The organism is Acinetobacter sp. 25-47-122 (assembly GCF_056779695.1).
The window spans coordinates 75,701-89,783 of the sequence record NZ_JBWYIJ010000007.1 but is presented as its reverse complement, the minus strand read 5'-3'; the positions used below and the strand labels follow the sequence as shown (position 1 = coordinate 89,783).

Annotated in this window: 9 protein-coding genes; 5 read left to right on the top strand and 4 right to left on the bottom strand. The window is 39.5% G+C overall.

Annotated features, from left to right (window positions below):
• Window positions 1-24: 24 nt before the first annotated feature.
• The 4 genes from AC1M9P_RS08150 to AC1M9P_RS08135 all read right to left on the bottom strand — a co-directional run bounded on the left by AC1M9P_RS08150 (window position 25) and on the right by AC1M9P_RS08135 (window position 6,755).
• The gene (locus AC1M9P_RS08150; RefSeq protein ID WP_481587279.1) at window positions 25-1,740 is read right to left on the bottom strand and encodes a proline--tRNA ligase; all 1,716 of its coding nucleotides are present in this window, start codon (window positions 1,738-1,740) and stop codon (window positions 25-27) included.
• Between the two features lie 94 nt (window positions 1,741-1,834).
• Complete coding sequence (locus tag AC1M9P_RS08145) at window positions 1,835-4,939, bottom strand: efflux RND transporter permease subunit (RefSeq protein WP_481587278.1); 3,105 nt, start codon at window positions 4,937-4,939, stop codon at window positions 1,835-1,837.
• A 15-nt stretch (window positions 4,940-4,954) separates the two neighbouring features.
• Window positions 4,955-6,076 (bottom strand): efflux RND transporter periplasmic adaptor subunit, encoded by a 1,122-nt coding sequence (locus tag AC1M9P_RS08140; protein WP_481587277.1) that lies wholly within the window; start codon window positions 6,074-6,076, stop codon window positions 4,955-4,957.
• Between the two features lie 34 nt (window positions 6,077-6,110).
• Window positions 6,111-6,755 carry a hypothetical protein gene (locus AC1M9P_RS08135; protein ID WP_257227584.1) on the bottom strand — a complete coding sequence of 215 codons (645 nt, stop codon included), beginning with the start codon at window positions 6,753-6,755 and terminating at the stop codon, window positions 6,111-6,113.
• Window positions 6,756-7,031: 276 nt separating this feature from the next.
• Between AC1M9P_RS08135 and pilG the strand changes: the two genes are divergently transcribed.
• The 5 genes from pilG to AC1M9P_RS08110 are packed head-to-tail and all read left to right on the top strand — an operon-like array spanning window position 7,032 to window position 14,082.
• Complete coding sequence (pilG, locus tag AC1M9P_RS08130) at window positions 7,032-7,418, top strand: twitching motility response regulator PilG (RefSeq protein ID WP_035269072.1); 387 nt, start codon at window positions 7,032-7,034, stop codon at window positions 7,416-7,418.
• 18 nt (window positions 7,419-7,436) lie between these two features.
• A complete protein-coding gene (locus AC1M9P_RS08125; protein WP_035269071.1) occupies window positions 7,437-7,811 on the top strand; it encodes a response regulator in 375 nt (124 codons plus the stop codon).
• Window positions 7,808-8,362 (top strand): chemotaxis protein CheW, encoded by a 555-nt coding sequence (locus tag AC1M9P_RS08120; protein ID WP_481587276.1) that lies wholly within the window; start codon window positions 7,808-7,810, stop codon window positions 8,360-8,362. Before AC1M9P_RS08125 ends, AC1M9P_RS08120 begins: the two co-directional genes overlap by 4 nt.
• Window positions 8,363-8,396: 34 nt before the next feature.
• Window positions 8,397-10,016: a methyl-accepting chemotaxis protein gene (locus AC1M9P_RS08115; RefSeq protein ID WP_481587275.1), complete on the top strand. Its 1,620-nt coding sequence runs from the start codon at window positions 8,397-8,399 to the stop codon at window positions 10,014-10,016.
• Between the two features lie 7 nt (window positions 10,017-10,023).
• Window positions 10,024-14,082 (top strand): hybrid sensor histidine kinase/response regulator, encoded by a 4,059-nt coding sequence (locus AC1M9P_RS08110; RefSeq protein ID WP_481587274.1) that lies wholly within the window; start codon window positions 10,024-10,026, stop codon window positions 14,080-14,082.
• Window position 14,083 lies beyond the last annotated feature (1 nt).

Sequence of the window (14,083 nt, the reverse complement as noted above, 5' to 3'; positions counted from 1 at the left end):
ATCGCGGGATTTTTTATGCTCAAATTATTGGGCGATTTTAGTGAGTATTTCTTCTTTACTCAGGTTGCTTGATTCAGTATCAGAACGACCTTTGTACTCAAAAGTACCAGCATCTAAACCTTTTTCACCGATAACAATTCGGTGCGGAATACCTGTTATTTCGATATCGGAGAATTTAACGCCTGGTCGTTCATCACGGTCATCTAAAAGCACGTCATAACCAGCAGCTTGAAGTTCTGCATAAAGTGCTTCAGCAGCCTCTACAGTACGAGGTGATTTATGAGCATTCATCGGAACGATTGCGATATGGAAAGGCGCGATAGCAGCAGGCCAAATAATTCCTTTTTCATCGTAATTTTGTTCAATGGCAGCCGCGACTACGCGAGTCACCCCAATACCATAACAACCCATTGTTACAGTGAATGGTTTACCATCCTTACCTAATACTTTGCAGCCCAGAGCTTCAGAGTATTTTTGACCTAATTGGAAAATATGACCAACTTCAATACCACGTTTAATTTGAAGTACACCTTTACCATCTGGAGATGGATCACCCTCAACAACATTGCGAAGATCATAAACTTCAGTGAATTGAGCATCACGCTCCCAGTTCACACCTGTCGCATGTTTGCCTGCTTCGTTTGCACCTGCAACAAAGTCAGACAATACTGACGCTGCTCGGTCAACGATGACATTAATCCCTTTTTCGACCAGACCTTGAGGACCAACAAAACCAGCGGTTAAGCCTAAAGCACTCAGTTGTTCTTCAGTTGCAAATGTAAGTGGTGATGCAATCAGCGGATGTTTCTCAGCTTTGATTTCGTTTAGCTCATGATCCCCACGAAGGAATAGTGCTACGACAGGCGCAGTTTTACCTTCTTCAGCGATTCCTTGTACCAACAAAGCTTTGACAGACTGTTTTGCATCGGTACCTAAGAAAGCAGATACATCAGCTATAGTTTTTTGATTTGGTGTTTCAACAATTTTTAATTCTTGAGTTGGTGCAGCACGTTCACCTACAAGAATCGCTTCAGCCATTTCGATATTGGCTGCGTAATCTGATTCAGTTGAGAATGCAATATCATCTTCACCGCTAGATGCCAATACATGGAATTCATGCGAACCTGAACCGCCAATTGAACCTGTATCCGCCTGAACTGGACGGAAGTCTAAACCTAAACGAGTAAAAATACGGCAATAGGCATCGTACATCGTGTCGTAAGTTTCTTGTAATGAATCTTGATCTGCATGGAATGAATAAGCATCTTTCATCACAAATTCACGAGAGCGCATAACGCCAAAACGAGGACGAACTTCATCACGGAATTTAGTTTGAACTTGGTAGAAATTAGCGGGTAATTGTTTATAACTTTTGAGTTCGTTACGCGCTAAATCAGTAATGACTTCTTCATGTGTAGGGCCGAGAACAAACGGGTTGTTGTGACGGTCATTAAAGCGTAAAAGTTCTGGACCATATTGCACATAGCGACCAGATTCTTCCCATAAACTTGCTGGTTGGGTCACAGGCATCAATACTTGTAGTGAACCAGCACGGTCCATTTCTTCGCGAACAATCGCTTCGACTTTATTTAACACACGTACGCCCATTGGCAACCAAGAATATAATCCTGAAGCCAATTTACGAATCATACCCGCACGAAGCATCAGCTGATGAGAGATTACTTCAGCATCACTTGGGGTTTCTCTTAACGTTGCAAATAAAAAGCGACTCGCGCGCATGGAATTTGTCCTAATAATGAGCGTTAAAGCATAAGATTATACGATAAAAAATGAGGTGAACATTTTGAATGACACCTCATGACAATTCTCTACATTATGACATGAATTTTCGTGTTTGACGTACCATAAAATTCTTAAAGTCATCTAAGTAGGTAAAGATAACGGGAACGACAACTAAGGTCAGCAGGGTAGAAGTAATGACGCCCCCAATGACAGCATGCGCCATCGGAGCACTTTGTTCACCTCCTTCACCCAAGCCTAATGCCAATGGCACCATACCCATGACCATCGCACTTGTGGTCATCAGAATGGGTCTCAGTCGTGTTTTACCTGCAGCAATAATGGCATCAAAACGTGTCTCACCGCGATCAATAGCTTTCTTAATAAAGTCAATGAGGAGAATCGCATTCTTGGTTACTAATCCCATTAACATGATGATGCCAATAATGGAAAATAAATTCATTGTTGAGTTAAATAAGAATAATGCAAGGAATACCCCGACCAATGACAATGGTAATGAGGCCATGATCGCCGCAGGATGAATAAAACTATTGAATTGAGAGCCTAAAACAATATAGATAAATACAATAGAAAGTGTAACAGCTGTAACAGCGTACCCAATCGATTCTTCCATATCTGCGTTTGCACCTTGTGTTTCAAAACCATAGCCGGCAGGCATCTCGAAGTTATCTTGCAATGCTTTAATATCTCGACCAATATCACCTGCAGGTCGACCTGAAGTATTGGCTTCAACCATGACTTCACGTGCTAAATCACGACGGTTGATTTGAGATGCACCATAACTTTCTTGTGTGCTTGTTACGCTTGAGAGCGGAACCAAGATCGGTTGATTATTCGCATCCACTTTTTGCGATTTTAAATATAAATTATTGATGTCACTTGGAAGCGTACGTTGATCTTCAGAGAGGCGCAAATTGACATCATAGGTTTCACCTTTTTCGTCTTTCCACGTCGTTACATCATCACCAGCAAGGAGAGGGCGGATCACATTGGCAATTTGGCTGACTGATAATCCTAAATCGTTTGCAAGTACACGATTTACATGCACTTCAAGGGTAGGTTTAGGCTCTTTGAGCGAGCTTTCTAAATCGACGACACCATCAATTTTTGCCATTTCCACCATGAAACGATCAGAAATTTTTTGTAATTCATCTAGCTCAGGTCCTTTGATGGAAATCATGACAGGCTTTTGACCACCAGACACAGTTTCATCTGCTGAAGCAATAGAGGTGAGGGTAATACCCGCCACTGTTTGTAGTCGATCACGAAACTCATTGGTTAAATCAGTCAGTGTCTGAGAGCGCTCTTGGCGAGGACTTAAACTGACTCGGATGCTTACGTGGTTTTTCCCGCGATCAGTCACCCCATTAATAACGCCGTACGTTCCTTTAACTTCTGGATGCTGTCGAATAATAGATTCAACTTGTTTTAACTTTGCCTGAGAGTATTCGAGTGAAGCATCTACGGGCGTTTCAAATTTGATCCGAATTTCACCTTTATCTGGAACAGGTACAAACTCTGTTCCCACCATTTTTGATAGCGCGAGCGCGCCAAACAGTGAGGCAACAGCAACGACAATTGTTAGAAAGCGGAATCTTAGAGCCAGTTTTAGCAGCTTCTCGTACACTTCATTTAATGAATCAAGTTTATTTGAGATCCCATTGAAGAAGCGTTTCAATGCGCTCGGTTTTTTATTTGGATGATGACGTTCAGCCCAGTGAGCTGAGAGCATTGGATCGAGCGTAAAACTGACAAACATTGAGATCAGTACGGCGGTGCTCACTGTCACGCCAAATTGGTAGAAGAAACGACCGATAATACCGCCCATGAATGCAACTGGTAAGAACACCGCAACAATAGTTAAAGTGGTTGCGAGAACTGCCAGCCCAATTTCTTTGGTTCCATCTAAAGCAGCAGTCACATGATCTTTCCCCATATCAGCATGGCGAACAATATTTTCACGTACCACAATTGCATCATCAATAAGAAGGCCAATACTTAAAGACAGGGCAAGAAGAGTCATCATATTGATGGTAAAACCAAAAGCCCAAATGAACGTTAATGTTCCAAGTAAGGCGATTGGCAGGGTAAGGCCTGTAATAATCGTCGATCTAAATGAACCTAAAAAAAGTAGAACGATGACAACCGCAAGTACACCACCTTCAATAATTGTACGGGCAACATCACCAATACTTGCTCGTATGCCTCGAGATGTATCGACAACTACTTTCAATGTTGTTCCTTGCGGGAGTTGTTGTTCTATACGGTTTAGTGTTTTATAAGCCGCATCTACAACGTCAATTACATTTGAATCAGAGCTTCTGAGAATATCCAACGCGACAGCATTTTGACCGTTAATGAATGCACTCGACTCGAGTTCAGCTTGGCTGTCGTAAATTTCAGCTACTTGTTTTAAGTAGATTGGCGTGCCATTTTTACTCGCGACGATGAGATCCCCAAAGGATTGGGGATGAATTACTCTTGATTTAATTTCAACAACCAGCTCTGAATTTGACTGTTTGAGTGTGCCCCCAGGGACTTCAATGTTTTCGCCTTTTAGTGTGTTAATGACTTGATCAATGCCAACACCAAGACTTTGTAATTTTTGTGGATTAACTTCAATACGAATTTGACGCTGCGAGTCACCTAGCAGGTTAACTGTACCTACCCCACGAACAGTTCTCAATTGAGGAACAATTTTTTGATCTAAATAAGAGCTGAGCTCTCGGAGTGACATATTCTCAGACTCAAATACCACCGACATGATGGCACCTGCGGAAGGGTCATAGCGCTCAACAATAGGATCAGTAATTTCATCACGAAATTCTGCTGTCACTGGCGCAATTTTGTCTCGAATATCTTGCGCTGCAACGGTTGAAGGAACATCCAAATTAAACTCAGTGATAATTGTAGAGAGTCCTTCACTCGACTGCGATATCACTTGTTTAACACCTGAGATCGTATTGATCTGATCTTCCATCTTTTTGGTAATTTCAGATTCAACAGTTTCAGGAGAAGCACCTGGATAAGTGGTATACACGACCACAAATGGGAAATCGACATCAGGGAATTCTTCAACTCCCATTCGTTGCCATGATGATAAGCCCAATACCATCAGGCATAGCATCATCATGATCGTAAAGACAGGATATTTCACACTGATTCGAGTTAACCACATAGTTCAGATCCTGTCTTACTTTGAAGCAATTGAGACTGTTTTATTTAAGTCATCATTATTAAACTTAATTCTACTGATGTAATCCGTTGGCTGAAGACCACTGATCATTGCAATATTCTCGTTGGGTTGTCGATCCAGAATTCGAATATTAGCTTTCTGAATTTTCTGATCACGGATGATCCACAGATAAGGTTTGCCATCTGCATCTTGAATAGTATCAAGAGGAACTTTTTGCCCCTGAATTTGTTTGTCATCTAAAATGAAACCTTCGACAAAAGCACCAATACTCAGTGAATTGATTGATTCATTCGGTTGAGCAAAAAAATCAACCTGACGACTGATTTGATCGGCCATTGGGGAAATGCGTGTTAACTTGGCAGTATAATTTTGGGTAGTCCCTTGAATTTTATATTCAATGTTGTTTCCAATGTTGAGCGCATGTTGAGATTCGACAGGGAGTTTTGCTTGAATCTCCAATTTTTGTGGATCTACGATTTCAAATAATGTTTGACCCATTGAAACGGTTTGACCTGGTTCGACTTGACGTTTGGTAATTACGCCAGAAATGGGGCTACGAATTAATCCATCAGCATCGGCTTTCAGTGCGATATCCACATTTGCTTGCTGAGCTCGTACAGTTTCGAGTTGGGCTTTATGCTCCACTTGACTTTGTTCATATTCAACCTTAGAAATAAATCCTTGATCATAAAGTCGTTTTTTTCGAGTGACCATATTTGCAGCTTGTTGTGCCTGCGCTTGTGCAGAAGCAAGATTAGCGCGAGCTTGTGCGAGTCGGGCTGTATTATCTTGATTATTTAAACGTACCAAGACTTGTCCTTTACTCACCCTTTCACCGACTTGTACAGAGACTTGACTAGCAGTGGCAGTCACTTGCGCTTGAATTGTACTTTGATTCACAGCGCGTATGGTGCCTGTGAAAGCAAATTTCAGATTTGAGACCCCATTTTCAACTTTGACTAAGTCCTGTTGTATTAATTCAATTTTTTGAGGGGTAGATGAGGTTGGCTGTACACTTTCGTCATTTTTTTGACAAGCGGCTAAAAGACAACTCGTACACAGCGTTCCTAATACGAGATATTTCTTATACTGACTGCTGTGACGAGTCGCATTCGGCATGTGATAATTCCTTTCCATTCAGACAAACTCTTCTTTATTCAAGAGTTTTTAAGCGCTTGATAATATTGTCGTATTGTGACTGAGTATTTCGATAGTTTGTTTGTAAAGATTCAATATTTTTTTGGATATTACTCATATTCTGTGCATTATAAGTGATTCGATCTTGTAAGTTTTTAGGGACAGGGTTCCCTTTCTTGATATAGGTCTGTTCCTGCTTTTTAAACAATATTCGATCTTGCTCCAGTTGTTGGTACTGTTGTTTTTGAAAGGTGATTTGTTTGTTGATGTTTTTCAACATATCATCACGTTTGTTCGCAGCCACTTTACTAGAACCATAAGCGCGTTTTAAGCGTAGATCTTGTTCATGTTGTTTGGCTTGTTGCGTACGTACAGCACTTTGTTGCTGTTCTTTATCGGCATCATAAGGTCGATTTTTTTTAATCACTTGCATATTACGGTCAAGTGCTTCATAACCGTGACGAATATGCTCTGGTGTTACCGAACTACTAATATTAGCTACGCCATTTTTATCATAATAACGATACCAAGACGGTTTGGTCACTGTGGTATTAGCAATTGCTTCACTGATACATAAACCAAATGTCATCATGATCACTAAGAATGTTTTATGATGAAGATGCTTTAACCCAATTCTTGATTTGTGCGAAAGATTAAACATTGGAATTGGCCCCCGTGATATCAATTCAATTTTTTAATTTTTGCTTTTAATAACAAGCATTTTATGTGGTTCTGGTAAATTTATAAATATAAACCGTTAAATAATTTACGCTTAATCTGATTCACCCTTAAATTCTATGAAGCTTTGTGACACAATCTCTCCGCGAGTACTCAACTGCATTGAAAATCAATGTAATGTTATGTTAGAAAATAATGGTTATTCTCTAAATTAAGCGTTTCATTTTTCTTTAAATCTCATCTCAGGAAGGATCATTCAATGGATGATAATCTGCAAAATATTAAAGTGATGGTCATTGATGATTCAAAAACGATTCGTCGGACCGCAGAAACTTTATTACAGCGTGAAGGATATGACGTTGTAACTGCAGTAGATGGATTTGAAGCATTATCTAAAATTGCTGAAACTCGACCTGATATTATTTTTGTAGATATTATGATGCCGCGTTTAGATGGGTATCAAACGTGCGCACTGTTAAAAAACTCACAAAATTTCCAACATATTCCAGTGGTCATGTTATCCAGTAAAGATGGTATGTTTGATCAGGCAAAAGGACGAGTTGTTGGATCTGATGAATACCTCACGAAACCATTCAGTAAAGATGAGCTATTGAATGCGATTCGTAAACTTGTCGCTTCACGTTAAGTACTGGGAAAATAAAATATGACACGTATCTTAGTGGTAGATGACTCTCCAACAGAAATGTTTAGATTTAAAGAAATTCTGTCCAAAAATGGCTATGAAGTGCTAGAAGCAACCAATGGTGCAGATGGTGTTACCTTAGCGCAAGCAGAGCAACCAGATCTTGTACTTATGGATGTGGTGATGCCTGGTGTGAATGGATTTCAAGCAACTCGGCAAATTGCAAGAGCTGATGTAACGAAGCATATTCCAGTTGTCATTGTCAGTACCAAAGATCAGGATACGGATCGAATTTGGGGCAAAAGACAAGGCGCTGTCGACTACCTGATCAAACCTGTAGATGAATCAAGATTACTGGATGTCATTCAGCAATATTTAAATACAGGCACAGCATGATCATTCAAGATGAAAGTGATCAACAACACTGGTTAACGCAAGCCAGTAATGCTAATTCGGCTCAAGCAAATGAGTACCGTGATGTACAAAATCAGGACCTCTGGTCTGGTGTATGTTTTAAAGTTGAGCAGCAACAAATTATTACCCCACTTGGTGATATTGCGGAGGTTAGCCCTTTACTGAGCATTACTTCTTTACCACTTACGCCGCCGTGGTATTTAGGTTTGGCGAATTTGCGAGGTCGAGTAGTGACCGTATTAGATCTAAAGCAATTTGCTTTGGGTAAAACCACACAATTACACGCTAATGTTAAAATTTTATGTTTTAACGTGGGGCAAGACTGTGTTGGATTACTTGTGGATGAAGTCCTCGGTGTAAAACATTATAAGAATAATACCTATAGCGCCGGTTCGGATTTGATCGCAGAACCATATAGATCATTTTGCCAAGGTTATTTTCTCGATCATTCAACACCTGTAGCTGTGCTGATGATGAGTCAGCTATATGAGCATGATCGCCTAAAGCATATGTTCACATCTAATTCAATTTAATGTCTAGTCAGCAATAGTTTTTTGGGGGAGCTGAGTGAGTTTACGGTTAAAAAAGACCAGTCGGAATGTGAATGATTCAGATTCCAACACACAGGGATGGAAAGCTTCACTTAAGTTAAAACTTGAACAGTTTTCAGAGCTGTTTGGGCAATCTGCCCAAACGAAGTCTTATTTAATCATGGCTATTATTAGCCTCGTTTGTGCTTTTCTGATTTTATTGTTTCTCATGTTTAATCTCCCACGTACGGTGGAGCAAAGTCGTGGGGTGGGGGAACTGAAATATCTCAATCAAATGATGATTATTCAGATTCAACAGTTTGAGGATAATCCTACAGATTACACATTACAGATTCTCAAAAACTCTCAGCTTATTTTTAGTTCACAACTTGAAAATGTAAAATCAGTTTATTTTTATAGTCCGGCTTTAAATGAAGTAGATCGACTATGGTTAGAGTCTCAAAGCAATATCACGGAGTCTCAGTTACAAAAAATTCAAGTTGCTCTCAATGAAATTCGCACAGGTTCTACGTGGTTACTGATTTTACTGTCACTTTTATTGTTGATTAGTTTATCGAGCTTCACCTTTGCTGTAATTAAACTTTTTATTTTGAGAAGCCAAGAAGATCGTCTGCGTTTGATTGAGCTAGTGGATAAAGATAAGAAGAATCAAACCGCGATTTATCGGCTTTTAGATGAAATTGGAGATTTAGCTGAAGGCGATTTGACCAAATATGCTGCGGTTTCTGCAGATTTCACGGGGACAATCGCGGATTCAATTAATGTAGCGATAGATCATTTACGTGATTTGGTGATGAGAATTAATCAGGCTTCTCAACAAGTTACCCAATATATTCATCAAACTCAGCATATGAGTTCACAATTGGCTCAATCTTCAGAGCTGCAAGCTCGTGAAATCCAAAATACATCGCTCGCCATTCATGACATGGCAGACTCAATTGATCACGTTTCTGAAAATGCAGCGCAATCTGCAAAAGTTGCTCAGCGCGCGGTACTTATCGCAGCGAAGGGTGGGGAAGTGGTTGAACGATCAATAGATGGAATGGATCAAATACGAGGGCAGATTCAAGAAACATCTAAAAAAATTAAAAGGCTGGGTGAATCTACTCAAGAGATTGGAAACTTTGTTGCAACCATTGAAGACATTGCAGGGCAAACGCATCTGTTGGCATTAAATGCAGCCATTCAAGCCGCAATGGCTGGCGATGCTGGACGAGGTTTCGCTGGTGTTGCTGATGAGGTGCAGCGTTTAGCTGAACGTTCAACTGCTGCGACCAAACATATTGAGATATTAGTAAAAAATATTCAATTAGATACGCATGAGGCTGTTCGCTCTATGGAGCAAACAACTTCTGAGGTGGTTAAGGGGACTGGACTTGCTCAAGATGCAGGAGCAGCACTTGCAGATATTCAGTTGATTTCAAAACAGTTGGCTCAACTGATTGCGAATATTTCAGCATCTTCAAAAGTTCAGTCAGCTGCTGCGGGGCAAATTGCGAAAACAATGTCGCTTGTGCAAGATGTCACACGAGAAAATCACGCTTCAACCTTAGATACTGCTCAATCGATAGCAGAACTCACTCAAATGGCTGATTCTTTAAGGAAATCAGTTGCAAACTTTAAATTACCTGAGTGATTGAGCCATGAAAAATAATAATCCTAATAAAATACAATTATATCTTTCAGAAGCACTCTATCGTGCATATATAGATATGCAGCTTCCTCAGGATGAATTAAATTTTGAAGATGAGGAGCTTATTACCACCTTTGCTGAAGAGCTTAAGGAATTACTTCTAGAAATATCAGAAAATTTTCAAGTCTTATCGAATGATTTAGAACAGGTAAATATTTGGCAAGCATTGCGCCGTAATTTTCATACCTTAAAGGGTTCAGGTCGAATGCTTGGATTCAACTCAGTTTCTGAGCTTGCATGGACCGTTGAGACAATACTGAATATTAGGCTTGATCAGCAACGTTCATGGAGTCAACTGGTCCTTGAGTATGTTGAGCTGATCTCTCGTATATATCGCTACATCATTGTGCCTAGTTTAATAGCGAAACAAGCGATTCAATTAGATGTTAAACCTCTATTGCTTTTAGGTCGGCAATTAGAACATTCAAATATCATAGATCAATCATTGCATCCTTTGTTGGCGATCAACGCTCATCTCACACAGCTAGATCTATATTTCAGGATTGAATGTCATTGTTTGAGTGACTCAAATTCACTCTCAGCAGCAGCCACAATTGAGAATACTCAAATATGGGATAACGAGGTTCTGCAAAGTTTTTATGCTGAAGCTTCAGAACAATTGAAATCCCTGCAAGATATGTTAGATAAATCCAATCAACAATTTCAGGTGGATACGCTTGCACGTGTTGTCCATTCTCTCAGGGGGAGTTCTGCAATTGTTGGACTTGAGAAAATTGAAGTATTGAGTCAGTCATTCGAAAAAATAATACAACGTAATCCATCTCTTGATGCCAACAATAAACAATTGCAAGCACTCACAACGCAGTATATTGATTTAATCAAGTATTACTTAGAAAGCTTGCAAACAACAGGTGACAACGTAACGAGGCAACAACAGTTTCAGGCATTAGAGCATACATTTTTAATCGCATTGAGAGACTTCTCAGAACAGATTACACAGAACGATCCAAATCTTGATCCGCAAGAGTTACTCAAGAAAATTGTAGATTTGGGTGTAGAAGATGTTTTCCTTATAGATACCTTTGTACAAGATGGTATTTCTAACCTCGTTAGCTCTACACGTACTACTGAACGTTCGACCTTACTGAGTCAACAACTCAGTTCAATTGCTAAATTTGCCATTAAAGTTGATTTTGATCTCCTTCAAAAAATTTCAGAAATTTTGAGTTCAATTCACTCCAACATTGCAAGAGAACCGAATTCAATTGCCTACTCAAATGTCCAGCGAGTTTTACAACAAGGGCATGAAAAACTCTTAGAAATATTTGATGAACTTGCTATAGGTCAATTGGCTCAAAATAATGAGGCTTCTCAGCAGCTATTAGGTGATTTAAAACAACTTAATCATGAATACTTCAGCTTTTCCAATCAATCAAATTGCATTTCCACTATAGAGCAGGAGAGCGAAGTATCTGCTCGCTCCTTAGATGAAACAATTCTGACATTACTCAATATAGATTACGCACTCAAAGATTCAGCGAAAGCAAAACAGGGCTTAGATCGCGAAGTAAGTGGTTTTTTTGTCGAGGAAGCGGAAGAAATCTTGTCTCAAATCGAAGACTTGTTCAATACATGGTTAGAGTATCAAGAAGATGCTACGTGTATCCAAAAAATTATGCGGCAATTGCACACGTTGAAAGGTGGTGCATACATGTTGCAAGCAGATTACTTTGCAAATCTAATCCATGAGCTTGAATCTGTATATATTCAACTCATTTCAGAGCATCAAATTGATATAAAAAGTTTCATTATTTTGATTAAAGCCTTACAGCAGGATTTGGTACGGCGTGTCAATATCATTAAAGTTGAGTCTGTCGATTATCCGGTGGAGCAGGCATCAAGGCTTATTCAGGGTTTAATTGAGCTTGGACATTTAAATCTTAAGGGTGGTGACTCGAAGCTGAACTTAGTACATTCGATGCAAAATGATATCAGTCACCACATGTCTTCAGATTTTAGTATTCATTCAACTTTATCAGCGGACCTTGAAACCAATTTAAGAGATTTAGTCACTACGCATAATAATTCATCAAAGTTTGACTCTTCTTCCATTCAGCAAAACTCACATCAGAATGAACCATCTAACGCTAAGGAGAGTGTTTTACCGCCTCCAATGAGTGGCAATTTGCAAAAGTTTGTGCAATCTGCCGTAGCGAACGAGACACTATCAGTCTCTACTGCTGTAATTGAAGCAACCCTTAATTTGATTGGGGAGGATTTGATTCAACGTTCGCAAGTCGAAGTAGAATTAAAATCATATCGGTCAAATTTGGTAGAAATGGATCAAACCATTCAGCGCCTTACTTCACAATTGAGACGGATGGAAGGGGAATTAGAATCCCAAATTTTATTACAACGTAGATCACATAATTCCGCCGAGCATGGATTTGATCCCTTAGAAATGGATCAATATTCATCACTTAATCAACTCTCAAAATCAATATCAGAGTCAACATCAGACTTGTTAGATATCAGAAACTCTCTGCATGAAAAGCTTCAATCTGCAGAAAGTATATTGATTCAGCAGGCAAGAATACAAAACAACATCCAACACTCGTTGATGCGTACTCGTGTCGTACCATTCAAGACGATAAAAATGCGTCTTGAACGCTTATGCAAGCAACTTTCGATGAATCTGAATAAATCTGTTCAGTTACAGATTGAACATGCAGACATCGAATTAGATCGTAGTATTCTTGAAAAGTTGATCACCTCACTTGAGCATATTCTGCGTAATGCGATTGATCACGGAATTGAGTCAGCAGAACAGCGGTTGAAATTAAATAAACCTGAACAAGCAGTCATGCAACTGACACTGGTGAATCATCACAATGAGCTGAGTATTTTGATCAAGGATGATGGTCGAGGAATTGATTCACAAGAGATTAAGCAAAAAGCTGTTGAATTTGGTTGGCTCAATACTGAACGGGATTATTCTGAAACTGAACTATTACAATTGATTTTTAGACCAGGCTTTACCACTGCTGCAAAATTAACAACCGTTTCAGGACGTGGTGTCGGTTTAGATGTCGTTAAAAGTGAAATACAGGCACTGGGTGGGCATGTTCATGTTTCTTCGGAAAGAGGACAAGGAACTTGTTTTGAAATCAGAATTCCTAAATCTTCAATTATTACAGAAGCATTGATGGTAAAAGTTGCGGACCAATTCTTTGCCTTACCGTTACATCAAATACAACGTGTTGAAATGATCGATAGACATGATTTAAATCACGCGAAACAACAGAGTCAGTTGTTGAGAGTGCATGAAGCAAGTTATCAATTAAACGATTTGGCTGACTTCGTGTTGTTAAATCAAAATATAAAAAGAAATTCACCATATTCAGAAACCCAAAAAGTTCCAGTGATTTTGGTGAATATGCACCAGTCTCAACCTGTGGCTTTATTCGTTGATGAAGTCTTAGGAACTAATTCACAAATTATTGTGAAACAGACTGGGAGGCTGATCCATCAAATTGATTATCTCAGCGGTGTAACCATTATGGGTAGTGGAGAAATTTGCCCAATTTTAAATGTAAATCGTGTGGTTCAATATCTCACTCAGCAGGATTGGTCTATACATCTAGAGTCGAAGCCCTCTAATTTAGAGCATGACAATGAAGCACCTACGATTTTAGTGGTTGATGATTCGGTCACAGTCCGTAAAGTGACATCTAAACTACTTGAGCGTTATGGTTACCAGATTGTCACAGCTACAGATGGCATTGAAGCACTTGAATATTTACAGTATTCAACACCTGCCTTAATGTTAATTGATGTTGAAATGCCAAGAATGGATGGTTTTGAAGTGATGCAATGGCTGAGAAATCAACCACATTTGCAGAACTTACCTGTGGTTATGATCACTTCACGGGTGGGGGATAAGCATAAACAACATGCTCTTGAACTTGGTGTATCGGCTTATATGGGTAAACCTTTCCAAGAAGCAGTGTTGATTGAGCAGATCAACCAGCTTTTAAAACAGGATTGAA